Raw genomic sequence first — 24,964 nt, 5'->3', positions numbered from 1 at the left:
GCGCTCATGAGCGAGAACAGCGTCGTCAGGACCGCGACGGCCCCGCTCCGGGACGCGCTCGTGGTCGGAGCGGCCACCGACGTCGGCCGCCATCGCAACGTCAACGAGGACGGGTACCTCGCCGTGCCCCCCGCCTTCGTCGTCGTCGATGGCATGGGCGGCCACGCCGCGGGGCGGGCGGCCACGCGGGCCGCCCTGACCGCCCTGGCCCCGCTGGCCGGAGGCGTCGTCACCGATCCCGGCGAGGTGGTCAGCGCAGTGCTCGCGGCGGGCCGTGACGTCAGTGCCATCCCCTCCCACGCCGCGCACCGCCCGGGGGCCACCGTGGCCGGCGTCGTCCTGGCCGAGCTCGACGAGGGCCCGACGTGGATCGTCTTCAACATCGGCGACTCGCGGGTCTACCTGCTGCGCGACGACCTTCTGCGCCAGGTCTCCCGGGACCACTCCCAGGTCCAGGACCTCGTCGAGGCCGGTGAGATCAGTGTCGAGCAGGCCAGGCGTGATCCCCGTCGCAACGTCGTCACCCGTGCGCTGGGCGCGGGCCTGGACGAGCCCGCCGTCCCCGAGCTGCACGCCCTGGCCGCCCGCGAGGGCGACAGGCTCCTCGTGTGCTCCGACGGCCTGACCGACGAGCTCGACGACGACGCCCTGGCCACGGTCATCGGCGCCGGGCTGCCCCCGCAGCGCACAGCCGAGATGGCGGTGGCCGCCGCCCTGGAGTCCGGAGGGCACGACAACGTCACCGCCCTCGTGGTCGACCTGCGCGAGGGGGTGGGATGATGTCCGCGCCACGTCAGGTGGTCGGGCGCTACGGCACCGCGGTGCTCGACCCTGACGCCCCCGCCGACCTCGACGCCCGTGTCCTGGAGCTGCTCGGCGGGCCCTCGCCCGCCGACACCGAGGACCTCGACCCGGAGCGGACCGGGGTGTGGATCGACCCCGACGACATCGCGGCCCTCGGGCGCCAGGCGGTCGACACCGGCGTGTGGGTGGAGGAGGCCGGCTCCGGTGAGCCCGAGGAGGTCGGCGGCTGGGCCGCTCACGACCCCTCGGCCCCGCTGCCGCTGGCCAGCCGCTTCCCCGAGCCGGAGCCGGGATCAGGGCGCCGGCGCCGACGCCCTGCCCCGCCACCCGAGCCGGCGCCTGAGCCCACGGGCCAGGACCCCAGGGTGCAGGCCCTGTCCGTGCCCACCGAGGCGATCAGGTCGGCGGCCTCGAGCGAGTCGGCGCCCACCGGGGCGCTGCGGGGCGAGCGGCCCCCGGCTCGCCCCCTCATCACCTCCGTCATGTGCGCATCGGGCCATCCCAACCCGCCTGACGCGCCTCGCTGCCACATGTGCGTCGCGCCCCTGACGGGCGAGCTGCGTCGGGTGCCCCGCCCGGTCCTGGCGGTCCTCGTCCTGTCCACCGGTGAGTCGGTCGGGGTGCACGGTGACGTCGTCGTGGGCCGGGCCCCGCAGCCGCAGGCCGGAGGCGAGCCGGGCATGGCCCTGCTCGCCGTGCCCAGCCCGACCCACCTCGTGTCGCGCTCGCACCTGTTCGTGACCACCGCGGGCTGGAACGTCCTGGCGCGCGACCTGGGCTCGAACAACGGCACCGTGCTCGTCCGGCCAGGACAGGCACCGGTGCTCCTGGCCACCGCCTTGCCCACGCCCTTGTACGTGGGAGACTTGCTGGACGTGGGCGACGGCGTCACGCTCCGCGTCGAGCCTCCCGGATGAGTCGTGCACAGCCCCACGCGCCCGGCGCAGGCGGCCCCGTGCCGACAGGGCCCGCGCCCCGCGACCCCGCACGCACCGCCCTGGCAGCCCACACAGCTCACGCAACCCGCACAGTCCGCACAGTCCATCAGCCCCGTCACCGCTGACCACCCGAGCCCGAGGAGACCACATGAGTGACCACAGCTGGACCGATCTGCCCGAGGTCGACCCGTCCCGCCCCAATGAGCTCGTGCTCGACTTCTCCGGGGAGGTCCACCGCGTCTCGGTCGACGACACCTTCGTCATCGGCCGTGGCGGCGACCTCGACATCGACGACAACCCGTACCTGCACCGCCGCTTCCTCGTGCTGGCGCACGACGCCGGACTGTGGTGGATCGCCAACGAGGGCTCCCGCCTGTCGGCGATGCTCACCGACGGCGACGGCCTCGTCCAGTCCCGTCTGGCGCCCGGTGCCCGCATGCCCCTGGTCTTCCCCCGGGTCATCCTCACCTTCTCGGCGGGCCCCACCACCTACGAGATCGACCTCATCTCCTCGGGCGAGGACCGCTTCACCGGCATCGGCCAGGCACGCCAGGCCGGGGGGCAGACGACGATCGGGGTGACCCCGATGACGAGGTCCCAGCTACTGCTCGTGCTCGCCCTGTCCGAGCCGGTGCTGCGCCGCGCGGGTACCGGAGCGGCCGAGATCCCCTCCTCGGCCTCCGCGGCCAAGCGGCTGGGCTGGCCACTGACCAAGTTCAACCGCAAGCTCGACAACGTCTGCGAGAAGCTCGACCGCGTCGGGGTGCGCGGCCTGCGCGGCGGACGTGCCGGGGGCGCCGCCTCCAACCGCCGCACCGCGCTGGTCGAGCACGCGGTGTCCACCCTCATGGTCACAGCAGAGGACCTGCCCATGCTTGACGAGGAGTTCGCCGCGAACCAGGCGGCCAAGGACTCCGAGGTCCACACGGCCCCGGTCGAGACCCGTCGCGCCCGCGCGGAGGGGGAGGCCGGGGGGTGACCGGGACCGGACCCTCACAGGACCGGGCGGAGGACGACCTGAGCAAGCCCGGCAGCCCGCCCACCGGCTCACCGGTCGTCTCACCACCTGAGGCGGGGCGCCCCGCGCAGGAGGAGCCGAGGGTCGACGCAGGTGCCGACACGGACGACCCGGACGACACGGCTGACACGTCGGATCATGCCGACTCAGGTGCCGCGGCCGTCGCGCGGCGGGCCCCGCGGGGTCGAGGCCGTCGCGCGGCCGGGCGCGCCGTGCTCGTCGTGCTCCTCGTGGCGCTCGTGCTCGGTGGGGTGGGCGTCGCGGGGGAGAGGTACGCGCGCTCCCGCCTCGACGGGGTCGTGCGCGAGCTGGTCCCGGGGCTGTCGCAGGACGCGGTCATCAGCACCGAGGGGCTGGTCGTCCCCCAGGTGCTGGCAGGGAGCCTGGATGTCCTCGACGTGAGCGCCGCCAGCCTCGTGCTGGAGCAGCAGGACGCCGGTGGGGGGCTGGGGGACGTGAGCAGCGTCGAGCTCCTCGACGTCGAGGTCTCCCTGCGCGGGGTCGGGCTGGAGGCGCCGCACACGGTGGACAGCGTCGAGGCCGTCGCCTCCCTGGGCTTTGAGGAGCTGGGCGCCATGGTGGCCTCGGCGTCGGCCGAGGCGCCGGACCTGACGATCGGGGCGCAGACCTACGGCTCGGGCACCGAGCCGGGCACCCTCGAGGCCGAGACCTCGGTGCTGGGCATGGACGCGACCCTGACCATCGAGCCCTCCGTCACCCCGGAGGGCGGCCTGCTGCTCACGATCACCGGCGCGACGCTCCAGGGAGCCCCCGTCGACCTCGACGCCGAGCTCGCCGGGCGCACCCCCTTGTCCCTTATGGGACTCGACAGCTCGGAGATCACCATCGGTCCCGAGGCCCTGCCCCTGGGCCTGTCGCTCACGCAGGCGCACGTCGCCCGCGACGGTCTGCGTCTGACGATGCGAGGCACTGAGGTCGACCTCTCAGCACTGTGACCCCTCACCCGTGACCGGGTGCACCGAGGCGCAGGACGAGACGCAGGAGGCGAGGAGCCGCGGGTTCCCGGGAGCCCTGACCTGAGCCGGTCCCGTGCGGGGCCGGGCTCCCATGGTGCGAGATGCCCATCTCCCGGGCTGGGAGCCGAGGCAGGGCTCGTATAGCCTGCTCGTGGTGCCGGTCATCCATGTCCGGATCATGAGGAGAGGTATGAGCACCCAGCCCGAGCAGTTCCGACGTGCCCCCGCCGCGGAGGCGGCGCCCAGCCCGCAGCACGCCTCGGTCCCCGCGCAGGCCGCCCCGACGGTCCAGGCTCCTGCTGCGGTCCCGCCGGTGCCGGTCATGCGCACCGCCGACCAGCAGACGGCCGCGGCGCAGCCCGCCACGGGAGCGGGACGGCGAGCACGGACCGCCGGCGGGTCGCGCTCGACCGGACTTGCTGAGCCCCCCGCCGCCCCGGGCGGGTCCTCCTACCCCGCGGCGACGGCGTCCCTGCCCTCGCGCTCCGAGCTGGAGAGGGAGGCGGAGCGCGCCTCACGCTCCAACTCCAGCCCGAAGGCCGACGTGGAGCGGGCCTCCGAGCTCCTCACGCGGGTGCGCCAGACCTTCGTCGAGCGGGTCGTGGGTCAGGAGCAGCTGCGCCTCACCCTGGTCTCCACGCTCATCGCCGGGGGCCACATCCTGCTCGAGTCCGTTCCCGGCCTGGCCAAGACGACCGCCGCACAGACCCTGGCCGCGGCCGTCTCCGGCTCCTTCCACCGGATCCAGTGCACCCCCGACCTCATGCCCAACGACATCGTGGGCACCCAGATCCTGTCCTACACGACCGGGGAGATGACGACCCAGCTCGGGCCGGTGCACGCCAACATCGTCCTGCTCGACGAGATCAACCGGTCGAGCGCCAAGACCCAGTCCGCGATGCTCGAGGCGATGCAGGAGCGGCAGACCTCCATCGGCGGCGTCGTCTACCCGCTGCCCCAGCCCTTCATGGTCCTGGCCACCCAGAACCCCATCGAGGAGGAGGGCACCTACGTCCTGCCCGAGGCGCAGATGGACCGGTTCCTCATGAAGGAGGTCCTCACCTACCCCAAGCCCGCGGAGGAGGCCGACGTCCTGGACCGCATCTCCTCGGGCGCCTTCGAGGCGCCGATCCGCACGACCCCGATCTCCACGGAGGACGTCGAGTGGCTCGCGGGCGCCGTCGAGAGGGTCTACGTCGACCCGATCATCAAGCAGTACATCGTCGCCCTGGTCAACACCTCCCGCGGGGGCGGGCCCCGCCCCGTCCCAGGGCTGGACCGGCACGTGCGCGTGGGAGCCTCCCCCCGTGGGGGGATCGCCCTCATGAAGGTCGCGCAGGCGATCGCCCTCCAGGCCGGCCGCACCTACGTGACCCCCGACGACGTCGGGCTGCTGCGCCACTCCGTGCTGCGCCACCGCCTCGTCCTGACCTATGACGCCCTGGCGGACTCCATCGCGCCTGAGGCCATCATCGACGCGATCTTCGCGGCCGTCCCCACGCCCTGAGGCGCCTTCCTGGAGAGCCGAGATGACGATGCTCCGCCCTGTCGACGCCGCAGACGGCCCGCTGAGGTCGAGCGCCGAGACGGCGACCGAGGACGACGCCGCCGTGCTGCGCCGCCCCAGCGGCTCGCGCCTGGCCCGTGTACGAGGACGCCTCGCCCTGCCCACGCTGCGGCGCGCCACGGGCCTGCTCGACGGGCGGCACAAGTCGGTCTTCGTCGGTCACGGCCAGGACTTCGACGACCTGTCGGTGTACCGTCCCGGCGACGACGTCTCCGACATCGACTGGAAGGCGTCGGCCCGCATCGGCCAGCCGGTCATCAAGCGCTACCAGCGCGAGTCCAACCTCCCGCTCGTGCTGGCGGTCGACACCGGGCGCACGATGGCCGCACAGTCCCCCAGCGGGGAGGACAAGCGCGAGCTCGCCCTGGCCGTGGCCGAGATCCTGGCCTACCTCGCGCGCATGCGCGGTGACATGGTCGCCCTCGTCGCGGGCGACTCGGCCCGGCTCGTGTCCCGACCTGCGAGGGCAGGCTCCCAGCACGCCGAGATGCTGCTGTCCCTCCTGGCCCACCAGCTCGAGGTGCTCACCGAGGAGGTCGGCCCCGGAGCCTCCGTCCTGTCACCCGGCGCACCCGCCTCGGGCCTGGCCACGGTCCTCCACCGCGTGTCCACCTGGCACCAGCGTCGCAGCCTGGTCGTCCTCATCACCGACACCTCCCACCCCGATCCCGTCGCCGAGCCCGTCGTGGTCGACCTGCTGCGCAGGCTGTCGGCCCAGCACGAGCTCGTCGCCATCCAGATCGAGGACGACTCCCCGTTCACCCCCGGCCGAGGGCGTGCCCAGGACGTTGAGATCGACGTCGAGCTGCCCGCCTTCCTGCGGGAGGACCCGACCCTGGCCGGATACCTGCGGGCCGAGACCGACAGGCGCCGCGCCGGGGTGGCGGACCTCCTGGCCGCCCGTCGCGTCGAGCGCACGACGATCAGCTCCGACGAGGTGCTCGTCGACGCCATCGCGGACCTCCTCAAGCGCCAGCGCCTGGCCATGTCCCGCAAGAGGCGGTGAGACCGTGCCCGTCAACCCTCCTGTGCTCATGCCCGTGTGGATGCTCGTCGTGGCGGTCATCGGCATCTTCCTGTCCCTGGCCTGGTTCCTGCGCGCCCTGCTCGTCACGCGTCGCGACACCTCCAGGGAGGTGGGCGACATCCCCATGGCACCGGCCGAGCGCAGCGCCTGGGCCAGCCAGGTCGAGGACGCAGCCGCCCGCTACGAGGAGGGGCAGACCGATCTGCGCGGGCTCCACCTCGAGCTGGCCGCGGTGCTGCGCGGCTTCGCCTCGGCCCGCTCCGGGGAGGACGTCGCCTCGGCGACCGTGCGCGAGATCCTCGACATGGCCGACACCTCGGGCCCGCGCTCCATCGAGGCGCGCCTGGCCGCGGTGCTGGTCCGGCGCCGGCCCCTGGACGCCAACCCGCTGGGCTACGTCGGCGAGCTCCTGGCGGTGTGGGAGCAGCCCTCCTTCGACCGTGACCCTGACGCCGCGGCGCAGACCGCGGTCAGCGACGCCCGGGAGGTGGTCTCACGGTGGTGATGCCCTGGCTCTTCTGGCTGCTGCTCGCGGTCGCCCTCGCGGTGGTCCTCGTGGTGCTCGTACGCGGTTGGCGCGCCGGCGGTGCCGGACGCGGCCCGCGCCGCCGCGCTCGGAGCGCCTCGACGCCCCGGCGGGTGGCCAACTCGGCCCCGATGCTCCTCAGCCCGGTCGTGCGCTCCCGTGTGCGGGCACGCAGGCTGCTGCACGCGCTCCTGGCGGTGCTCGTCGTCGTCGGCCTCGTCGCCGCCTCCACCATCGCCGGCAGGCCCGTTAAGGAGACCATCCGCAACGAGGCCCTGGCCAGCCGCGACATCGTCCTGTGCCTTGACGTGTCGACCTCGATGGTGACGACCGACGCCAAGATCCTGGAGACCTTCTCCGAGATGCTCGACACCTTCGACGGCGAGAGGGTCGCGCTCGTGGCCTGGAACACGACCGCGCAGACGATCGTGCCCCTGACCGACGACTACGTCCTGCTCGAGGACCAGCTCAACAACATCGCCGACGTCCTGGACTTCGACCCCTACTACGGCAACCCCGCCCTCGACCGCTACGGCCAGACCTTCGCGGGGACGGTCACCCCCGACGTCGAGGCCTCCTCCCTCATCGGCGACGGGCTGGCCTCGTGCACGATGGCCTTCGACCACAAGGTCGCGGACCGGTCCCGCTCCATCGTCCTGGCCTCGGACAACCAGGTGCAGGACCCCGACGGGCTGCAGATCTACTCGTTGTCCGAGGCGGCCGACCTGGCAGCCCAGGAGGACATCCGGCTGTTCTCGCTGTTCGGCGCCGACCCCGAGCTGGTCGACCCCTCAGTCTCCGGCAAGGACGTCGAGGAGGCACGCGTCGAGCTCGAGCAGGTCACCACCGAGCACAACGGCCTGTTCTACGAGGTGGACGACGCCGACGCCGCGGGAAAGATCGTCGAGGAGATGGAGGCCGCCCAGGTTGACGAGCTCGGCGCCGACACCCAGGTGCGTCGCTCGGACGTGCCCCACACCGCCGCGGCGCTGCTCACCGTGGCCGTCCTGCTCATCCTGGCGCTGACCGCATGGAGGAGAGCATGACCCTCGAGCCCCTGTTCGGCTGGATACCGGTCGTCATCGTCGTCGTGGCCGCTGCCGCCGCCCTCACGCGCTCGGCCTCCTGGCTGCTGGGGCGGGGCGGCGAGCCCGGATCGCGCGCGGCGTGGTGGCGCCGTGCGGTGCTGTGCTGCGTGCTCGTCCTGCTCCTGGCCGGACCGAGCCTGCCGACCCACGAGAAGGTGACGGTGTCGAACGTCGAGATCTTCCTCGTCGTCGACCGCACCGGCTCGATGGCGGCCGAGGACTGGGCCGGAGGGCCCGATGCGGGTGGTGGCGTGCGCCTGGACGGTGTCAAGCAGGACCTGACCGCCATCAAGGACGCCTACCCGAGCGCCTCCTTCAGCATCCTCGCCCTGGACTCCACCGCCGCCCGGGAGCTGCCCCTGACCACCGACCTCGACGCGGTGTCCTCCTGGATCGACTCCCTGAGCCAGGAGGTGACCGACCGCTCCAGCGGGTCCTCCCTTGAGCGGGCCCTGCCCCTGCTCACCTCGAGCCTCGACAGCGCGGCGGGAGCGACACCGGAGAACGCTCGGCTCGTCTACATCCTGTCGGACGGCGAGGCCACGGACGACGGGGCCGGCGCCGCCGAGGCCAGTGCTGCCGGGCTGTCCTGGTCGGCTCTGGGACCCCTCGTCGACGGGGGCGCCGTGCTCGGCTACGGCACCCCAGAGGGCGGGCGGATGCGGGAGTTCACCGGATGGGGCCAGACCACGGACCAGCCGTACATCCAGGACCCGGCCACCGGTCAGGACGCCGTCTCCGTGCCGGACACGGCCCTGCTCGAGACCGTGGCGCAGGACCTGGGGATCACCTACCTCCAGCGCACCGGCGGCCCCGACGACGCCCCGACCTCCGCATTCACCGACCAGGACGTCGACGCGGTCCTGTCCGACGGCCGCCAGCGCCGGCGCGCACGTCAGTACCTCACCTGGCCCCTCGGGCTGACCGCCGCCGGCCTGCTCCTGTGGGAGGCGGTCGCCCTGGCGCGTGCCGACCTCGGCCTGAGGGACCTCAGTCGTGCCACCGCTGCCGCCGTGCGTAAGGGGGGAAGGCCATGAGACTGCCCGGACGTCGCAGACAGTCCTCGGATCCTGCCGGGTCACCCGGGGCGGGGGCGGATGACCCGACCCGTTTCCAGCCCGGGGGGACCAGTGCGCAGGACGCCCAGGACTACGCCGCCTCGCTCAGCCCCGCCGAGGCCGGTCCCGGCCCTGAGGACCCCCGGCGCAGGGCGGCACGGCTGCGTCGCCGTCGGCGCCTCCTGACCTGGGGAGGCGTCCCGGCGGTCCTCGTCCTGATCGTGTCGGTGTGGATGGTCCTCGTCTGGGGCCTGACGACGGCCGCCAACCGTGCAGCGGTCCAGGGAGACTACGACCTGGCCGCGAGCCGCTACCGGACGGTCTCGACGATCAACCCGCTGCTCGAGCAGTGGCGGGTCCACTACAACCTGGGCACGGCGCTCCTCATGGCCGAGGACCTGGACGCGGCCGCCGCCGAGCTCGAGGCCGCCCTGCCGCTGGCACCACGAGCGCAGACGGTGACCGCCCAGGACGCCGACGGCAACGCCGTGGAGATCAAGGACCCCTACGCCCCAGAGTGCCTCGTGAGGGTCAACCTCTACGTGACGCGCTCGGCCCAGGCCCAGGTGGCCACCGAGGCGGGGGACACCGCCGGGGCGCAGGAGCACAACGCTCAGGCGACCAGCGCAGCGGGCGAGTGCGAGATCCCTCCGCCCCAGTCCGCCGACCCCACGGCCTCGCCGTCGCAGACCTCCCAGCCGAGCCCCAGCCCGACCTCCACGGCCGACCCGTCGAGCTCGCCGTCCTCGAGCCCCACGCCCGACCCGTCGAGCTCGCCGTCCTCGAGCGCGAGCCCGTCGTCCTCCCCCGGGGCGTCGGAGTCGGCCAGTCCCTCCCCGTCACCGACCCCGGGCCAGCGCGACGAGCTCGAGCAGCGCAACAACGACGCCAACGAGGGCGACGGGAGCGGGGTGTCCTCCGGCCGGCGCTGGTAGGAGCGGGGCGGGCGGCGCAGGTGCTCCCGGCCCCGGGCCGGGCGGTACCCTCCGGCCCTGGACCGGCCCTGTGCGCGCAGGCCGCGGGTCTCAGGCCGGCTCGGCGGCTCCCGAGCACTCGACCGCCTGTGCCTCCGCGGTCGTGGGCACCGGGTGGTCGGGCGGGGTGGCGCCGACGGCGCGCAGGACGAAGGTGTCAAGAGCATCGAGGTAGGCGGCGCGCTCCGCCGGCTCGGCGGGCGTGGGCCGTCCTCCCATGACGCAGGCGTGGATGAGGGGGATGACCTGGGAGACGTCCTGGTGGGGGATCACTCCCTGCTCGATGGCGTCGGACAGGATCTGGGTGAGCAGCTGGGCCGTGTGCCCGGCGTGGGCACGCAGGCGGCCCGCGGTGCTGTGCGAGACGGCGCTGGACAGGGCGCCGCCGGTGGGGAAGTGGTAGCTGCGCTTGATAAGCGCCTGCTGACGCACGTAGACGCGCAGACGGTCAATCGGGTCCTGGGTGCCGGCCAGCGCTCGCCCGAGCTCCTCGGCGTACTGCGCCGTCGTGTGCTCCATGAAGGCCAGGAGGAGGTCCTCCTTGTCGGCGAAGTGGTTGTAGACGGCCGTGCGGCCCACGCCGGCGTGGGCGGCGACGTCGGACAGGGTGATCTTGTCGAAGGAGAGCTCGCTCATGAGGTCGTCCAGGGCGTGGAACAGGGCGTGTCGTGTGCGCTCGCGGTGCTCGGCGAGTGATCCCCCGATGATCTTCGGCATGGCGCCACCTTAGACCATGACGTGACGAAAACGCGGCGAGCGTCAGATCCCCGGCTGGTGGTCGCCTCCGTCGACCGCGGGAGGCGGGAGGGCCGGAGCCAGAGGATCGCGTGGCGTGCCCGAGGTGCGCGCACGGCTGAGGACCGCCTCGAGGATGGGACGGTCTGCCGGCAACCAGGGCAGGTCGAGGACGGAGTCCAGGGGCACCCACCGCACCTGCTCGTGGGAGCCGCCCGGCCGTGGGCGGCCGCCGGTGCCGGCGGGCTCGGTCATCCACACCCGCATGCGAAAACCGTGCAGCACGGGCCAGGCCGGTGCGGTGTCGCCGCTGGCGGCCCCGTCCCGAGGGGCGGGGACCGCCAGCGGCGCGGGCGGCTCGACCTCCGGGCCGATCCGGACCCCCATGCTCAGCTCCTCGTCCAGCTCACGGGCCAGGGCGCTGAGCGGGGCCTCGCCCGGCTCCACCTTGCCCCCGGGCAGCTCGTACTGGCCGGCGTGCTCGACCGGGTAGGCTCTCGCGGCGCACAGGAGGGACCTCGGTGCGTCCAACGAGTCCAGGACGGCCGCGGCCACGACGAGGGGGCCGGGGACCTGGGGCTCGAGGTGGCGGGTGCGCTCGTGCATGCGGCGACTCTAGACGTACTGGATCGTCCTGGGTGTGGTGGAGGGTCTGATTCCACGGAAGGATGATGATCATGCCAGCATCTAGGAAGTACCCGGAGGAGCTCAAGGAGCGAGCGATCCGCCTGTGCCTGGACGCTCTGAAGGATCCTGAGCGGGGGCCAAGGGCTGTTTCAGGCGCGTCGGGGAGGAGTTCGGCGTCAACAGCGAGACGCTGCGCGGCTGGGTCCGCCAGGCCCAGATCGATGACCATCAGCGTCCTGGGGCGACCACCGAGGAGGCGCGGCGGATCCGAGAGCTGGAGAAGGAGGTCCGCGAGCTGCGCCGGGCCAACGAGATCCTGCGCAAGGCGAGCGCGTATTTCGCCCAGGCGGAGCTCGACCGCCTGTGAATGACGTGGTCCGCTTCATCGAGGAGCACAAGGAACCTGGCGGCGTGCTCCCAGGTCCCTGAGGACCTGGTGCGCCGAGACTTCGCCGCGCAGCCTCCCAATCGGCGGTGGGTCGTCGACTTCACCTATGTCCGTACCTGGTCGGGGTTCTGCTACACCGCCTTCGTGATGGACCTGCACTCGCGTCGGGTCGTGGGGTGGGCGACCTCTACCCGGATGGACACCGACCTCGCCCTGGGCGCCCTGGAGCAGGCCATCTGGCAGCGCAAGGACCGTGAGGGACGCTCCCTGGCCGGTCTCGTCCACCGCTGCGACCACGGCTCGCAGTGCCTGTCGATCTGCTACGCCGACCGCCTCGCCGAGGAGGGGATCGACCCGTCCACCGGGGCGGTGGGGTCGTCGTACGACAACGCCGCCGCCGAGGCCCTGAACAAGTCCTACAAGCGCGAGCTCGTGTGGCCCCGGACCTGGAGGGCCGCGATGACCTGGAGGCCGCCACCAGCGCCTGGGTCAACTGGTACAACCACGTCCGGCCTCACCGCACCAACCCCGACGAGCTGCCGCCGGCAGCCGCCGAGAACCACTACGACGATCACACCACCGTCGCGGCCCCCGCTACGGCGTGACTACCCACCCTCCACGAAGCCCGGGACGGTCCGGTGAGACGGTCGGCGGCGGGGTGGGTCGGTGCGCGACCTCGGCCGGGCCCGTCGTGCAGGGATTGTCGTCGAGCGCATGAGTTCTGGCGGTTCGCGCCTGGCTAGCACGCGCGAACCGCCAGAACTCATGCGTTTGGCCGTCAAGCATGCAACCGCTCCAGCCGCCCCCACCACAGCCCCGGGCGAGCTGGTTCACGTCGATGCCCAGGAAGCTCGACCGAGTCCCCGACGGCGGGGGCTGGAGGGCCCACGGGCGCGGCTCAGCGCCAGCCCTGGCCGCCGACCGCGCCAAGACCAGGTCCCGCCGCACGGGACGGACCGTCGGCGGGTACCGGTACCTGCACCACGCCGTTGACGACCACTCGCGCCTGGTCTGCTCCGAGATCCTCCAAGACGAGACCACGCAGACCGCCGCGGGGTTCTGGCGGCGCGCGGCTGCGTTCTTCGCCTCCATCGGCGTGCGCGTGCAGGCGGTGATGACCGATAACGGCGCCTGCTACCGCCGCAGACCGCGTTCACAACCTCACAGGGAACTACACCTAGACGCACCGACTGCCCCTGCGTGCCCGGGCCGACCCGGGGCGAGCCTCGTGGCGTGCACAGGCTGGGCTGTCACACTCCCGCACGTGAACGTCATCGCCATGCTGGACACCGCTGCCGCACCCGGCCGCGTCCCTGCTGCTCTCGGGGACGACCTGCTCGCCCGGACCCTGCCGACGGCGCCGCCGCAGACGACCACCCTGTGGCCGGCGCTCGTCCTCGTCACCCTCGTCTACCTCCTGCCCTCGGCGCGCCGATGGGGCCGGGCGGTGACGACGGTGGTTCACGAGGCGGGCCACGCGACGGCGGGCGTGCTCACGGGCCGGCGTTTTCACGGCTTCGTCGTCGAGCGCAACCTCGCGGGCAGCGCGGTGACCTCCGGGCGGTCCCACGGCCCGGCACGGATCATGACGACCTGGGCGGGCTACCCGGCCCCTGCGGTCCTCGGTGCGGTCATGGTGGGCGCCGCCCTGTCCGGGTGGAGCGGGCCCCTGCTCGTCGTCGTGCTCCTTGCCCTCGTCGTCCTGCTCGTCATGTCCCGCTCGATGCGCACCATCGGGCTCGTCGTGCTCATCGGCGCGCTGACCGCGGCGCTGTGGTGGTGGGGGGACGCCCTGGGCACCATGGCGCTGCGGGCGGGCCTCGTGGCGGGAGCGGGCATGGTCCTTCTCGTCGGGGCGTGGGACTCCCTGGCCGACGTCGCCCGCTCCCGGGACGGTGCGCAGGACCACCGGACCCTGACCGAGCTGACCCGTGTCCCCTCAGCGCTGTGGTTGGCGAGCTGGTTCCTCGTCGACGCGGCCGCGACGGCGCTGGTCGGCTGGTGGGTGTGGACAGGGCTCCCATGAGGCGGGTGAGGGGTCCGGTCGAGTGAGGGTCGCCGGCGTGCTGACGTCGGCGCACGATTGCGGCTCAGGGACGACGGTGGCCCGCGGCCCGGGTTGTCTCTCCCGGACCGCGGGCCCTCGTCGTCGAGGTGCCATTGCCTACCCGGTGTTCCCAGTGCCGGGGGCGGCAACCTCCTTCGCTGGAGTCGACCGGTGAGGGCTCCCTTAAACCCACACCCGTCTCGGTGGCGGTCCGGTCATCGGGTTCCCCAACCCTCGCGGCCCTCCTCCGTCCAACGGCAGAACCTAGTTAACCCGCTCATCCTGAACACACACCCCCTTCTAACCTGAGAAACGCCTAGGAAACTGCTCTGCGAGCATCTCCCTCCGACCTCAGGTTGCCAGGGTGGGGCATGTCTGGTGAGCCTGATCACCCGACATGCATGCGGGTTGTCTCGCCGGCGACGGCCTCGGTGGTGCGGGAGGAGTGGGGTAGAGCACTCAACAGTCGGGGTGTCCCGGGTGCCGTGGTGTCCCGGGTGCTCGGAGGCGCGTCGAGGGGCCCGGAACCATGCGGTTCCGGGCCCCTCGATACGGAGCGGGCGACGGGAATCGAACCCGCGCTATCAGCTTGGGAAGCTGAGGTTCTACCATTGAACTACGCCCGCAGCGGCCACCTGGGTGGCAGGCCCGAGAAGCATAGCGCACGACCGGGGCCGGTGCGCAAACCGGGCCGTGACCGTGTGAGACCAGGGCGGCAGGTGCGGACACAGGGGGGATGGCGTTCCGTCGTCCATCTTCCGTATGCTCCCCACTGATCCTGTACGCGACCGAAGAGGATAGTGATGACCTCCCCGACCCCCGACCCCTACAGCCAGCAGCCAGGAGGGTACCCCCAGGCGGGGGCCGACCAGCAGCCCTCCTACCCTCAGCAGCCGGGCTACAGCCAGCCGGCCTACGGTGGGCAGCAGGGCTACGCGCAGCCGGGCTACGGACAGCAGGGCTACGGACAGCCTGGAATCGGCCTCGACAGCATCCCGCCCGAGCTCGCTCCCGCCGACGTCGGCTTCGGTGAGGCCTTCAAGCGGTTCTGGAAGCGCTACGCCCAGTTCAAGGGGGCGGCCTCCCGCTCGGAGTTCTGGTGGGCCTACCTCGCCCTCATGCTCGTGTCCCTCATCCCGTTGGTGCTCGTGATGATCGGGGCAGCCTCCGCCGCCGGCTCCCAGGAGTACGACCCCGTGACCGGGGAGTACACGGTCTCCGACTCCGGTGCGGGTGCGCTCGTCATCTTCAGCACGATCGGCTGGCTCCTGTCTGCGGTCTTGAGCCTGGCGACCATCGTGCCCGGAATCGCGCTCTACGTGCGCCGGATGCACGACTCGGGCAAGCCCGGCCTGTTCGTCCTTCTCGGCCTTATTCCTGGAGTCGGAGGACTCATCCTCCTTGTGCTCGCTGCGATGCCGACCAACCGCGCTGCCTGGCAGCGCGAGTGGTTCGTCTGAGTCCCGCTGCGCTTCTGAGGACGCCGGCCCCATGTCGGGGCTCGGCGCACCGGTCCCCGGTCCGACAGGCCCGGGGGCCGGTGCGTGATGCGGCGCGGAGGCGGCGGTTGTCGCGTGATCGTTGTCTCACGAGGTGTGCAGGACGTGTCCCGCAGGGTCACATAGCCTCATCGCGTGGTGAAGCCCGGTACGCGACCACGGCGCACAGGCTCGAGGCTCCCCGCCTCGCAGGTCGGTTCCGGTCGGATTCCCCACTCGCCAAGGAAGTAGGAACGCACACGATGTCCTCCCAGGACCACACCCAGGATGATGCCTACCCGTCTGGAGGCTCGCCGCTGCCCACGGGCTCCGAGCTGACCCCCTACGGCGAGGCCCAGCCCTACGTCGAGGCGGGCGGCCCCGACCCGTATGCCCAGGCGGGCTATGACCAGGCCTACCCCCAGGCGGGCTATGACCAGGCCTACCCCCAGGCGGGCTATGACCAGGCCTACCCCCAGGCGGGCTATGACCAGGCCTACCCCCAGGCGGGCTACGGCGATCCCTACGCCCAGGCCGGTGGCGGTGACCCGTACTCCCAGTCCGGCTACGGTGATCCCTACGCCCAGGCCGGTGGCGGTGACCCGTATTCCCAGTCCGGCCACGGCCAGCCGTACGCCCAGCCCGCCTACGCCCAGCCCGCCTACGGGAAGTCGAAGGTGGCCGCCGGTATCCTCGGGATCCTGCTGGGTACCCTGGGCATCCACAACTTCTACCTGGGATACACCGGCAAGGCCGTCGCCCAGCTGCTCATCTCGCTGCTCTCCTGCGGCATGCTCATCTGGGTCTCCGCGATCTGGGGGCTCGTCGAGGGCATCCTCATCCTGGTCGCCCAGCCCGGCACGCGCCCCTGGGGCGTGGACGCGCAGGGCGTGCCCCTGCGGGACTGAGCCCGCCGTCGGGACCTGGCACAATCGGCACGTGCTGCTCTCCGACCGCGACATCCGTGCCGAGCTCGATGCAGGGCGCGTCCGGCTCGACCCCTACGACCCGCAGATGATCCAGCCCGCGTCGATCGACGTGCGCCTGGACCGGTGGTTCCGGTTGTTCGACAACCACCGCTACCCGGTCATCGACCCGGCGGCCCGCCAGGATCACCTCACCCACCTCGTCGACGTCGGCCCTGACGAGCCCTTCGTCCTCCACCCCGGTGAGTTCGTCCTCGGGGCGACCTACGAGCGGATCGGCCTGCCCGACGACGTCGCCGCACGGCTGGAGGGCAAGTCGAGCCTGGGCCGTCTGGGCCTGCTCACCCACTCCACGGCAGGCTTCATCGACCCGGGCTTCAGCGGCCACGTCACCTTGGAGCTGTCGAACACCGCCACCATGCCGATCAAGCTCTGGCCAGGCATGAAGGTGGGACAGCTGTGCTTCTTCCGCTTGTCGAGCCCCGCCGAGGCCCCCTACGGGCACGGCGCCTCCGGCTCGCGCTACCAGGGCCAGCGCGGCCCGACCGCCTCGCGCTCCCACCAGTCCTTCCATCGCCTGCGGATCGCGGAGGCCGGGGTCCGCGGCCATGACCTCACCCCCCACGACGAGGAGACTCCCTCATGAGCACCCCGACCCCCGGTTCATCGGCGGACTTGGCCGTCTCCCTCCCGACCGACACCGCGACCTTCTCGGCCGCCGGGATGTTCCCGGTGGGACGGATCGACACGCACCACATGCTCGTCCTGGCCGACGACGTGAGCGCCGACGAGGTCGAGGCTCTGGCCCTCTCGCTCGACTCCCACGCCGGGTGGGTGGGTGCCTCCCGCCTCCAGCTCGTCCCCGGCGTCGAGCTCCAGGGCCCCTGGGAGGTCGACGACGAGCTGCGGCGTCTCATGGGGCTGCCCGCCTGGGCTACCCAGGTCATGCTCCTCGAGTGCCCGCCGCACCGCACGGGCCCCCTGCCCGCTGCGCTCGTGGGCATCGACCCGGTCACCGACGCCTTCCCCCGGTCCCAGCCCGGTGGTGCCGAGCTGGAGGCGCTGACCTCCCTGCGCTCCATCGCCCGGAGGCTGGCAGGCGGGCTGCGACTGGCCGGGGACGGTCCCGAGGACGGTTCCACCGTGCCGGTGCTCGTCGTCCCCGACCCCGAGATGTCTGCCTCCCTGACCGTGTTCGCGCCTGTGTGGATCGCTCCCGAGGGTGTCGTGGCGCTCGTGTCCACCCTGGCCCCCGGGGCCCGGCTCCACCTCGAGCCCACCCCGGTGCGCGGGGCGACGGGGCTGGCGGCGATCCCGGTCGAGGAGCTCGAGCGCCTGGCCGCGGAGCTCGGTGAGGACGTCCTGGACGAGGCGTGGCGCCTGGCCGAGCGGCGTCGCGAGGAGGCTGCCGAGCTCGAGGCCCAGGCGCGTCGGGCGGGGCGCACCATCGAGGAGGAGCGCGACGGGTACGCCGTCGTCGCCGAGATCGACGTCTCCCAGATCGGCTGGGGTGGCATCGAGGTGCGCGTCCACGGCGCTGAGGACGTGCCCCTGTCGGTGCGGGGTGAGTCCTGGGCCCAGGCGGGAGTCATCTCCTACTCGATCGTGTGGACCCCGCACGACCCCTCGGACGCCAGGTCGGAGAAGCTGCCTGCCCATGTGCGGGCCGAGCGCTCGGCTGCGCGCTCCCTCATCGAGGGCGTAGCCGGGGCGATTCAGAAAGCGGCCGGGGGAGTGGTGGTCGACGACGACGGCTTCCTCGTCGCGCTGTGACGCTCAGCGACGCTCAGCGACGCTCACCGGGGCGCAGGCGCCCTGGGAGGGCTGAGCGGCCACGGCGTCCGCGGCCTTGGGAGACAGACCTCACGGCCGCGGGGTCAGTGGTCCCGCCGAGCGATGCCGGCCGGCCAGCTCGGACTTCGCTCAGCCTGGAAGGTCGGCGCGCGGTACCCCCGCCCCACGGCGCGGCAGCAGAAGCGCCTCCTGGCGCCTGGCGGCTCCCGCGTCCCAGCGCCAGCCGGCGAAGACCGCTGCCTGCTCCAGGGCCCTGGACCAGGCCACCGGTCCCTGACCGCGCCTCCCGCCCACCGCCATGTAGTGGCGCAGCAGCCCGGCGGCGGCGTGCGCGTCGTCGAGGGCGCTGTGGTGGCGGCCGATCTCGACCCCCGCGACCTCGCAGCAGGTGACCAGCCTCCGCGAGGGCGTCGACATGAACCGGCGGGCCAGCTCCATCGTGCACACCCGCGGGACGACCGACCCGCGCGCGAGCCTTCCCAGCGCGCCCAGGGCGTGGGTGAGGAAGCCGACGTCGAATCGGGCGTTGTGGGCGACGACGGCCCGCCCCGCCAGGTCGCGCACGAGCAGGTCGGCGATCGCCGACAGCGGCGGAGCACCGTCCAGTTCGGTGGCGACGATCCCGTGGATGAAGGTGGGTCCCACGTCGACCCCCGCGCCGGGGTCGACCAGGGTCGACCAGGACCGCTCCACCGTCCCGTCGGCGCCGACCAGGACGAGGCCGATCTCCAGGATCGAGTCGGAGGCGGGGGACAGCCCTGTGGTCTCCAGGTCGACGACGGCGTAGCCCGGTCCGGAGCCCCCGCTCGCGGGCCGGGCGGGCGAGGCCGCGGGGCGGGACCCGACTGGCGCGGGCCGGCCGGTCCCGGCAGCGGTCAGGGGCGAGGACCCTCGCAGGTCCCGGCGGTAGAAAGGCATCGGCCCCATCGTAGGTCACCTCTGCGACGTCCCCGACGGCGATAGGGTCGGGACATGAGCCCCGACAGCCCCGCGTCCCGCGCCCCCACCGACGCCCTGGGCGCGCCGATGCCGACACCGGTCGTCAACGCGACCATCGCGGCCCAGATGGCCCACCGCAGCATCCGCGCCTACACGAGCGAGCCGGTCGGCGAGGACACGGTCGCCACCCTGCTCGAGGTCGCCTGCCACGGCGCGACCTCCTCCTTTCAGCAGCAGGTCACGATCATCCGGGTGCTCGACCCCTCGGTGCGCGAACAGATCCACCTCGCCTCCGGCCAGCCCTACGTCGGGGGTGAGCGCGGCGAGCTGTTCGTCCTCGTCGTCGACCTGCACCGCAACGCCCTCATCCGTGAGCGGGCCGGGGCCCCCGTCGAGCCCCTCGAGCGCACCGCCCTGTTCCTCCAGGGCGTCGAGGACACGATGATCGCCGCGCAGAACCTCGTCGTCGCCGCGGAGTCCCTCGGGCTGGGGACCACCTACCTCGGCTCGATCCTGGGTGACGCGCCGCGGGTCATCGCGGCGCTGGGGCTTCCCACCCGGACCTTCCCTCTCGTCGGGCTGCTCGTGGGACACCGGGCCCAGGAGCCGCAGTACAAGCCCCGGCTGCCGCGGGAGATCACCTGCGCCGTCGACGCCTACCCCGAGCTCGAGGCGCATCTCGACGCGCTGGCCGACTACGACGCGAGCGTCGCACAGTACTACGACCTGCGGGACGCGAGCAGCCGCGTCGACGCCTTCACCGAGCAGATGGCGCGTGCCCTGGGCGGGGGAGCGGCCTCCCAGGCCCCGGTCCTGGAGGTCCTGCGCTCCCAGCTGCTGTGCCTGCGATGACGGCGCCACGTGCAGGAGGGGGCTGCGGCCCCCTGACCGGGGACAGGGCCCGGGCGGCACTCGGGGCGCTCGACCGCTTCGACGGACCGGTGGCCGTCGTGGCGGCGGGACGCGGGGGCCCCGGTGACCGGGACACCCAGGGCTGGGCCACCCTGGTCGAGGCCGGAGCGGTTGACGAGGTCTTCCCCCTGGCCTCGGTGACCAAGCCGATCGTGGCGTGGAGCGCCCTGGTCGCCGTCGAGCGCGGGATGCTCAGCCTTGAGGACCCGGCCGACTCCCCCGGGGCGCCGCCGCTGCTGCCCGGGGCGAGCATCGCCCACCTTCTTGCCCACGCCAGCGGGGTCGCCTTCGACTCCGACGCGGTCCTGGCTGCCCCCGGCACGCGGCGGATCTACTCCAACCGCGGTATCGAGATCCTCGGTGAACGGCTTGTCGAGGCCACCGGCGTCCCGCTTGAACGGTGGGTCGAGACCGCCGTCCTCGAGCCCCTGGGCCTGTCGACCGTCACGGTGCCCGGGTCCCCGGCGCACTCCGGGACGGGCAGCGCGCGGGACCTGGCTGTCTTCGCCCGGGAGATGGCCAGTCCCCGGCTCATCTCCCCGAGCCTGGCCGCCGTGGCCACCGCTGTCGTCATCCCGGGGCTCGACGGCGTGCTACCGGGTTACGGTCGCCAGGCGCCCAACGGGTTCGGACTCGGCGTCGAGGTGCGGGGCGCCAAGTCCCCGCACTGGACGGGCTCGGCCAACAGCCCGGCCACCTTCGGTCACTTCGGGCAGTCAGGGTCCTTCCTGTGGGTCGACCCGCAGGCGGGGCGCCTCGCGGTGTTCCTCGGGGCCGAGCCCTTCGGCGCGACCCACCGAGCGGCCTGGCCGACGCTCAGCGACCAGATCCTCTCCCTGTGACGCCCTCCCCTCCCGCCCTCCCGCGAGATCGGGACTTATGGCACCTCGAGATCGGGACATATGGCACCTCGAGATCGGGACATATGGCACCTCGAGATCGGGACAAGTGGCACCTCGACCGACGTCGTGCCCGGGAGCCGGGGAGGAGCGGGGCGGCGCGCACCTGGGCCCGCCCGCGCAGGGACTCGGGCAGGCTCCTCGCGGCAGGAGGTCAGATGAGGTCGACGACGACCGGCACGTGGTCGGAGGCGCCCTTGCCCTTGCGCTCCTCACGGTCGATGGCCGCCCCGGTCACGCGGGCCTCGAAGGCGGGAGAGCCGTACACGAAGTCGATGCGCATGCCCTCGTTGCGGGGGAAGCGCAGCTTCTGGTAGTCCCAGTAGGTGTAGTTCGTGGCGCGCTCGCGGGTGGCCTCGACGAGCCCGACCTCCTCGAAGGCGGCGAAGGCCGCGCGCTCGGCGGCCGACACGTGCGTGGCGCCCTCGAAGGCCCCCATGTCCCACACGTCCTCGTCCCGCGGCGCCACGTTCCAGTCGCCCACGAGCGCCAGGGCCTGGTCGGGATCCTGGCTGAGCCAGCCGGCGACCTCCTCGCGCAGCACCCGCAGCCAGTCGAGCTTGTAGGCGTAGTGCGGGTGGTCCAGCTCCCTGCCGTTGGGAACGTATAGGCTCCACAGCCGAACCGGGGCCGACGAGGTCCCGGCCTCACCCCTCGATCCCACGGTGCCGACCGTCGCGCCCAGTGCCCGCGCCTCGACCACCGCCTCCGCCCCGTCCTTGGCCGCCCAGGCCGGCTGGTGGGGGAAGGAGGTGACGACGTCGGACAGCCCGACCCGCGAGGCGATCGCCACCCCGTTCCACTGGTCCAGGCCGTGGACGGCCAGCTCGTAGCCCGCCGCCTCGAAGGGCTCGCGCGGGAACTGGTCGGGGCGGCACTTGATCTCCTGCATGGCGAGCACGTCGACGTCGGAGCGCTCGAGAAAGGCGAGGACCCGATCGACGCGGGTACGGACGGAGTTGACGTTCCAGGTTGCCAGGCGCATGGACGCAGGCTACCCGGCCCGGCCGACGGTCCCCCCCCGCGGCAGGCCACGCGACGCCGGCGCACCGCTAGGCTGGCTGCATGGGAACCGCACTCATCACCGGGGCGACGGCGGGCATCGGCCTGGAGATCGCCTGGCAGCTGGCTCAGGCCCACCACGACCTCGTCGTCGTGGCTCGCGACGAGGACCGTCTCAACCAGGTCGCCACCGAGCTCCACCAGCTGGCGGGGGTCGGGGTCCAGGTCCTGCCTGCCGACCTGTCGGCGGCGGCCGGGCGGAGAGCGGTGGCCGATCGGCTGCGGCAGTCCCAGGAGCAGGCGGCCGACGCGACCCCAGCCGCCACGCCCGCCTCGTCGGGAGCCGGCGGTCGGGGGCCGAGGACTGCCGCGCAGGTCGCCGTCCGGCCGGTCGACCTTCTTGTCAACAACGCGGGATTCGCCGTCGGCCAGCCTTTCGCCTCGGGGAGCATCGAGCAGGAGCGTCGCGCCCTGGACGTCATGGTCGGCGCGGTCATGGAGCTGACCCACGCCGCGGTACCGGGCATGGTCGAGCGCGGTCACGGTGCGGTGCTCAACATCGCGAGCGTGACGGCGCTGACCGCCATGGGAACCTACGCCGCCCACAAGGCGTGGGTGCGTACCTTCACCGAGGGTCTCGCCTCGGAGCTGCGTGGCACGGGGGTGACGGCCACCGTCGTCAACCCGGGTCTGACCCACTCGGAGTTCCACGCCCGGGCCGGGATGGAGGAGGGGGCGTGGCCGGGGATCGCGTGGTTGCGTGCCGAGGACGTCGCGTGTGAGGCGCTGGCCGCGGTGCGACGCGGCCAGGTCATCTGCACCCCGTCGGCCCGGTACCAGGCGGTCAACGCAGCGCTCCGACTCAGCCCTCGCTGGCTCGTGCGCCGCGTGGCGGGTCACGCCAGCGTACGGACCCGGTACTGACGGTACTGACGGCACGGACGGTACCGTCGGCTCTCACGGCTCTCACCGTCGCCAGTGGGGGCCGCCTCGTCCGCCCGGGTCGGTGGCTCTGCGGCCCGGCCGCTGGGGCCCCGGCCGCTCCCGCTAGGCGGGAACCCACGCCGTGCTTTTCGCTGTCGGCGCGCCCGCACGCCCTGGTTTCCCACCACGGGACCTGGGACGATGGGCCCATGGCTACGATCACTGTGCACGGATCCCCTGTCACCACCGTCGGAGAGCTGCCGGCAGTCGGCACCCCGGCGCCCGCATTCGACCTCGTCGGCGCTGACCTCGCTCCCGTCACCAGCGCCTCCCTGTCCGGTCGTCGCGTCGTGCTCAACATCTTCCCCTCGGTAGACACCGGGGTGTGCGCCACGAGCGTGCGCGAGTTCAACAAGCGCGCCTCCGAGCTGGCCAACACGACCGTCGTGTGCGTCTCAGCGGACCTCCCCTTCGCGGCCGCCCGGTTCTGCGGTGCCGAGGGACTCGACGACGTTGTGACCGGCTCGGCCTTCCGCTCCACCTTCGGGCAGGACTACGGCGTCACCTTCGCCGACGGCCCGCTGGCCGGCCTGCTGTCGCGCGCGGTCGTCGTGCTCGACTCCGACGGCACGGTGTTGCACGCCCAGCAGGTCCCCGAGACCGGTGAGGAGCCCGACTACGAGGCGGCTGTCGCGGCCCTGGCCTGATCCTCAGACCGGGAGGTGGGCTCAGGGGCCGCCCGGCCGTCGTGTACGACAGGGGCGCGACCTCACCGTTGCCCGCCCTGTGAACGGCGACGACGGAGGTGCCGGTGAGGCCGGGCTCGGCTGTGCCGGGCTCGGCGAGGCCGGCGAGGAGCTCGCCTGCCTCCCGCCGGCGGGCGCCGATGCATCTAGCCTAGGTGCGTGAGCACCAACGACTCCCAGCGCGCCCGTCTCGCCCAACTCGTCAACGACCTCGCCGTCGTGCGCGGCAAGGTCACTCTGGCCTCCGGCCTGGAGTCCGACTTCTACGTCGACATGCGCCGCGCGACCCTCCACCACGAGGCGGCCCCCCTTATCGGCCACGTCATGCTCGACATGCTCGAGGAGGCGGGGCTGGGCACTGAGGACGTCGACGCCGTCGGCGGCCTGACCATGGGCGCCGACCCGGTAGCCACCGCCATGCTCCACGCCGCAGCCTCCCGTGGCCTGGACCTTGACGCCTTCGTCGTACGCAAGGCGGCCAAGGACCACGGGATGAGGCGCCGGGTCGAGGGCCCTGAGGTCGCGGGGCGCAGGGTCGTCGTCCTCGAGGACACCTCGACCACCGGCGGGTCCCCGCTCGAGGCGGTCGAGGCGCTGCGTGAGGCCGGTGCCCAGGTGCTCGCCGTGGCCGTCATCGTCGACCGGGACACCGGGGCCCGCGAGCGCATCGAGGCCGCCGGGCTGCCCTACCACGCCGCTCTGGGCCTGGACGACCTCGGCCTGGCCTGAGCGGTGGGCAGGGGAGGGGCCTCGGGCGGTCCCGGGGTCACTCCGCCCGCCGGCCACGGTGGTGGCCGCGACTACTGGGAAGGGCGCCCGCCGGACCTCGACACCCCGGTGGACCGCCGCGAGGTGGGTGTCGGCCCGTGGCCCGCACCCCCCGACTCCTGGCCCGACGACCCGCGCCTTGATCCCGAGCTGCTGGCCGCAGGGGACCGGCGCAACGTCGTCGACCGGTACCGCTACTGGTCCCTCGAGGCGATCCGTGCGGACCTGGCCGCCCGCTCCCACCAGCTGCACGTAGCCATCGAGAACGTCTCCCAGGACCTCAACATCGGCTCGATCGTGCGCAGCGCCAACGCCTTCAACGTCGGCGGGGTGCACATCGTGGGCCGACGCCGGTGGAACAGGCGCGGGGCGATGGTCACCGACCGCTACCTGCAGGTCGTCCACCACGAGGAGCCCGAGGACCTGCTCGACTGGGCGGGACGGGCCGACTACGAGGTCGTTGCCATCGACAACGGGCCGGGTGCCGAGCTGCTGGAGGGGGCGGTCCTTCCTGAGCGCAGCCTGCTCGTCCTTGGCTCCGAGGGGGCGGGGATCAGTGAGCGGTTGCTGGCGGGCAGCAGCAGGACGCTGCGCATCGGCCAGTACGGCTCGACCCGCTCGATCAACGTGGCCGCCGCCGCAGCCGTGGCCATGCACTCGTGGATCCTCCAGCACGGTGGTGCCGCTCCCGACTGACCCTCCGACCGCCTTCGGGCTGTCCCGTGTGCCAGATGCGGCGATCTCGAGGTGTCATATGTCCCGATCTCGAGGTGTCATATGTCCCGATCTGGGGGAGGGTGGG

At 72.7% G+C, this 24,964-nt stretch carries 26 protein-coding genes, 1 tRNA gene, 3 pseudogenes and 1 other annotated feature; of the genes and pseudogenes, 25 read left to right on the top strand and 5 right to left on the bottom strand.

Annotation, left to right across the window (positions count from 1 at the left end; genetic code table 11):
- Nucleotides 1-6: 6 nt before the first annotated feature.
- The 10 genes from EL245_RS07240 to EL245_RS07195 all read left to right on the top strand — a co-directional run bounded on the left by EL245_RS07240 (nt 7) and on the right by EL245_RS07195 (nt 9,938).
- Nucleotides 7-780: a PP2C family protein-serine/threonine phosphatase gene (locus EL245_RS07240; RefSeq protein WP_126382540.1), complete on the top strand. Its 774-nt coding sequence runs from the start codon at nt 7-9 to the stop codon at nt 778-780.
- Nucleotides 780-1,721, top strand: coding sequence for an FHA domain-containing protein (locus EL245_RS07235; RefSeq protein ID WP_161512766.1), 942 nt, complete (start codon nt 780-782; stop codon nt 1,719-1,721). Before EL245_RS07240 ends, EL245_RS07235 begins: the two co-directional genes overlap by 1 nt.
- Before the next feature lie 169 nt (nt 1,722-1,890).
- Nucleotides 1,891-2,721 (top strand): FHA domain-containing protein, encoded by an 831-nt coding sequence (locus EL245_RS07230; RefSeq protein WP_126382538.1) that lies wholly within the window; start codon nt 1,891-1,893, stop codon nt 2,719-2,721.
- Nucleotides 2,718-3,716, top strand: a complete 999-nt coding sequence (locus EL245_RS07225) for a DUF2993 domain-containing protein (protein WP_126382537.1) — start codon at nt 2,718-2,720, stop codon at nt 3,714-3,716. The genes EL245_RS07230 and EL245_RS07225 overlap by 4 nt, the downstream gene beginning before the upstream one ends.
- Nucleotides 3,717-3,927: 211 nt before the next feature.
- Complete coding sequence (locus tag EL245_RS07220; protein ID WP_197719384.1) at nt 3,928-5,244, top strand: AAA family ATPase; 1,317 nt, start codon at nt 3,928-3,930, stop codon at nt 5,242-5,244.
- Nucleotides 5,245-5,266: 22 nt separating this feature from the next.
- The gene (locus EL245_RS07215; RefSeq protein WP_126382536.1) at nt 5,267-6,310 is read left to right on the top strand and encodes a DUF58 domain-containing protein; all 1,044 of its coding nucleotides are present in this window, start codon (nt 5,267-5,269) and stop codon (nt 6,308-6,310) included.
- A gap of 4 nt (nt 6,311-6,314) precedes the next feature.
- On the top strand, nt 6,315-6,836 hold the full coding sequence (locus tag EL245_RS07210) for an alpha-amylase (protein WP_126382535.1): 522 nt from the start codon (nt 6,315-6,317) through the stop codon (nt 6,834-6,836).
- Nucleotides 6,836-7,903 (top strand): VWA domain-containing protein, encoded by a 1,068-nt coding sequence (locus tag EL245_RS07205; protein ID WP_331852825.1) that lies wholly within the window; start codon nt 6,836-6,838, stop codon nt 7,901-7,903. Before EL245_RS07210 ends, EL245_RS07205 begins: the two co-directional genes overlap by 1 nt.
- Nucleotides 7,900-8,982 carry a VWA domain-containing protein gene (locus EL245_RS07200; RefSeq protein ID WP_126382533.1) on the top strand — a complete coding sequence of 361 codons (1,083 nt, stop codon included), beginning with the start codon at nt 7,900-7,902 and terminating at the stop codon, nt 8,980-8,982. Before EL245_RS07205 ends, EL245_RS07200 begins: the two co-directional genes overlap by 4 nt.
- On the top strand, nt 8,979-9,938 hold the full coding sequence (locus tag EL245_RS07195) for a hypothetical protein (protein WP_126382532.1): 960 nt from the start codon (nt 8,979-8,981) through the stop codon (nt 9,936-9,938). Before EL245_RS07200 ends, EL245_RS07195 begins: the two co-directional genes overlap by 4 nt.
- Before the next feature lie 90 nt (nt 9,939-10,028).
- Here the strand turns inward: EL245_RS07195 and EL245_RS07190 are convergent, their stop codons facing one another.
- The gene (locus EL245_RS07190) at nt 10,029-10,694 is read right to left on the bottom strand and encodes a TetR/AcrR family transcriptional regulator (RefSeq protein WP_126382531.1); all 666 of its coding nucleotides are present in this window, start codon (nt 10,692-10,694) and stop codon (nt 10,029-10,031) included.
- A gap of 42 nt (nt 10,695-10,736) precedes the next feature.
- Nucleotides 10,737-11,318 (bottom strand): NUDIX domain-containing protein, encoded by a 582-nt coding sequence (locus tag EL245_RS07185; protein WP_126382530.1) that lies wholly within the window; start codon nt 11,316-11,318, stop codon nt 10,737-10,739.
- 211 nt (nt 11,319-11,529) lie between these two features.
- Here EL245_RS07185 and EL245_RS14085 point away from each other — a divergent pair.
- From EL245_RS14085 to EL245_RS13640, 5 genes and pseudogenes are all read left to right on the top strand, one after another.
- Nucleotides 11,530-11,589: pseudogene (locus tag EL245_RS14085) on the top strand (hypothetical protein); the annotation flags it as partial.
- A 15-nt stretch (nt 11,590-11,604) separates the two neighbouring features.
- Nucleotides 11,605-11,768, top strand: a pseudogene (locus tag EL245_RS14080) (IS3 family transposase); the annotation flags it as partial.
- Nucleotides 11,670-11,783: a sequence feature (AL1L pseudoknot), on the top strand. (Overlaps the previous pseudogene by 99 nt.)
- Nucleotides 11,776-12,369: a DDE-type integrase/transposase/recombinase gene (locus EL245_RS13650; protein WP_232009644.1), complete on the top strand. Its 594-nt coding sequence runs from the start codon at nt 11,776-11,778 to the stop codon at nt 12,367-12,369. (Overlaps the previous feature by 8 nt.)
- 174 nt (nt 12,370-12,543) lie before the next feature.
- Nucleotides 12,544-12,874 (top strand): annotated as a pseudogene (locus tag EL245_RS13645) (DDE-type integrase/transposase/recombinase); the annotation flags it as partial.
- 132 nt (nt 12,875-13,006) lie between these two features.
- The gene (locus EL245_RS13640) at nt 13,007-13,753 is read left to right on the top strand and encodes a M50 family metallopeptidase (protein WP_408608402.1); all 747 of its coding nucleotides are present in this window, start codon (nt 13,007-13,009) and stop codon (nt 13,751-13,753) included.
- Between the two features lie 576 nt (nt 13,754-14,329).
- On the opposite strand, the gene EL245_RS07170 is transcribed toward EL245_RS13640, so the two are convergent.
- Nucleotides 14,330-14,400: transfer RNA gene (locus tag EL245_RS07170), tRNA-Gly, on the bottom strand.
- Between the two features lie 177 nt (nt 14,401-14,577).
- Between EL245_RS07170 and EL245_RS07165 the strand changes: the two genes are divergently transcribed.
- The 4 genes from EL245_RS07165 (at nt 14,578) to EL245_RS07150 (ending at nt 17,951) form a co-directional block, all read left to right on the top strand.
- Nucleotides 14,578-15,234, top strand: a complete 657-nt coding sequence (locus tag EL245_RS07165) for a DUF805 domain-containing protein (protein WP_126382528.1) — start codon at nt 14,578-14,580, stop codon at nt 15,232-15,234.
- Nucleotides 15,235-15,515: 281 nt separating this feature from the next.
- Nucleotides 15,516-16,160, top strand: coding sequence for a TM2 domain-containing protein (locus EL245_RS13335; RefSeq protein WP_170174828.1), 645 nt, complete (start codon nt 15,516-15,518; stop codon nt 16,158-16,160).
- A gap of 31 nt (nt 16,161-16,191) precedes the next feature.
- Entirely contained in the window at nt 16,192-16,824 is a 633-nt protein-coding gene (dcd, locus tag EL245_RS07155; RefSeq protein ID WP_126382527.1) for a dCTP deaminase, read from the top strand.
- Nucleotides 16,821-17,951 carry a hypothetical protein gene (locus EL245_RS07150; RefSeq protein WP_126382526.1) on the top strand — a complete coding sequence of 377 codons (1,131 nt, stop codon included), beginning with the start codon at nt 16,821-16,823 and terminating at the stop codon, nt 17,949-17,951. The genes dcd and EL245_RS07150 overlap by 4 nt, the downstream gene beginning before the upstream one ends.
- Before the next feature lie 150 nt (nt 17,952-18,101).
- Here the strand turns inward: EL245_RS07150 and EL245_RS07145 are convergent, their stop codons facing one another.
- Nucleotides 18,102-18,890, bottom strand: a complete 789-nt coding sequence (locus EL245_RS07145; protein ID WP_126382525.1) for a 3'-5' exonuclease — start codon at nt 18,888-18,890, stop codon at nt 18,102-18,104.
- Nucleotides 18,891-18,998: 108 nt separating this feature from the next.
- Between EL245_RS07145 and EL245_RS07140 the strand changes: the two genes are divergently transcribed.
- Nucleotides 18,999-19,763 (top strand): nitroreductase family protein, encoded by a 765-nt coding sequence (locus EL245_RS07140; RefSeq protein ID WP_232009937.1) that lies wholly within the window; start codon nt 18,999-19,001, stop codon nt 19,761-19,763.
- A complete protein-coding gene (locus tag EL245_RS07135; RefSeq protein ID WP_126382523.1) occupies nt 19,760-20,665 on the top strand; it encodes a serine hydrolase domain-containing protein in 906 nt (301 codons plus the stop codon). Before EL245_RS07140 ends, EL245_RS07135 begins: the two co-directional genes overlap by 4 nt.
- Before the next feature lie 211 nt (nt 20,666-20,876).
- Here EL245_RS07135 and EL245_RS07130 read toward each other — a convergent pair whose 3' ends face one another.
- Nucleotides 20,877-21,707, bottom strand: coding sequence for an exodeoxyribonuclease III (locus tag EL245_RS07130; protein ID WP_126382522.1), 831 nt, complete (start codon nt 21,705-21,707; stop codon nt 20,877-20,879).
- An 80-nt stretch (nt 21,708-21,787) separates the two neighbouring features.
- Between EL245_RS07130 and EL245_RS07125 the strand changes: the two genes are divergently transcribed.
- From EL245_RS07125 to EL245_RS07110, 4 genes are all read left to right on the top strand, one after another.
- Nucleotides 21,788-22,648, top strand: coding sequence for an SDR family NAD(P)-dependent oxidoreductase (locus EL245_RS07125; RefSeq protein WP_126382521.1), 861 nt, complete (start codon nt 21,788-21,790; stop codon nt 22,646-22,648).
- Nucleotides 22,649-22,857: 209 nt separating this feature from the next.
- Complete coding sequence (tpx, locus tag EL245_RS07120; RefSeq protein ID WP_126382520.1) at nt 22,858-23,355, top strand: thiol peroxidase; 498 nt, start codon at nt 22,858-22,860, stop codon at nt 23,353-23,355.
- A gap of 198 nt (nt 23,356-23,553) precedes the next feature.
- Nucleotides 23,554-24,123, top strand: a complete 570-nt coding sequence (gene pyrE, locus EL245_RS07115) for an orotate phosphoribosyltransferase (RefSeq protein WP_126382519.1) — start codon at nt 23,554-23,556, stop codon at nt 24,121-24,123.
- 108 nt (nt 24,124-24,231) lie between these two features.
- A complete protein-coding gene (locus EL245_RS07110; protein WP_232009642.1) occupies nt 24,232-24,858 on the top strand; it encodes a TrmH family RNA methyltransferase in 627 nt (208 codons plus the stop codon).
- Nucleotides 24,859-24,964 lie beyond the last annotated feature (106 nt).

This window comes from Actinomyces howellii (genome assembly GCF_900637165.1).
Taxonomy (GTDB): domain Bacteria; phylum Actinomycetota; class Actinomycetes; order Actinomycetales; family Actinomycetaceae; genus Actinomyces; species Actinomyces howellii.
Note: the sequence above shows the minus strand (reverse complement) of the source record. Positions and strands in the feature narration are given on the sequence as shown.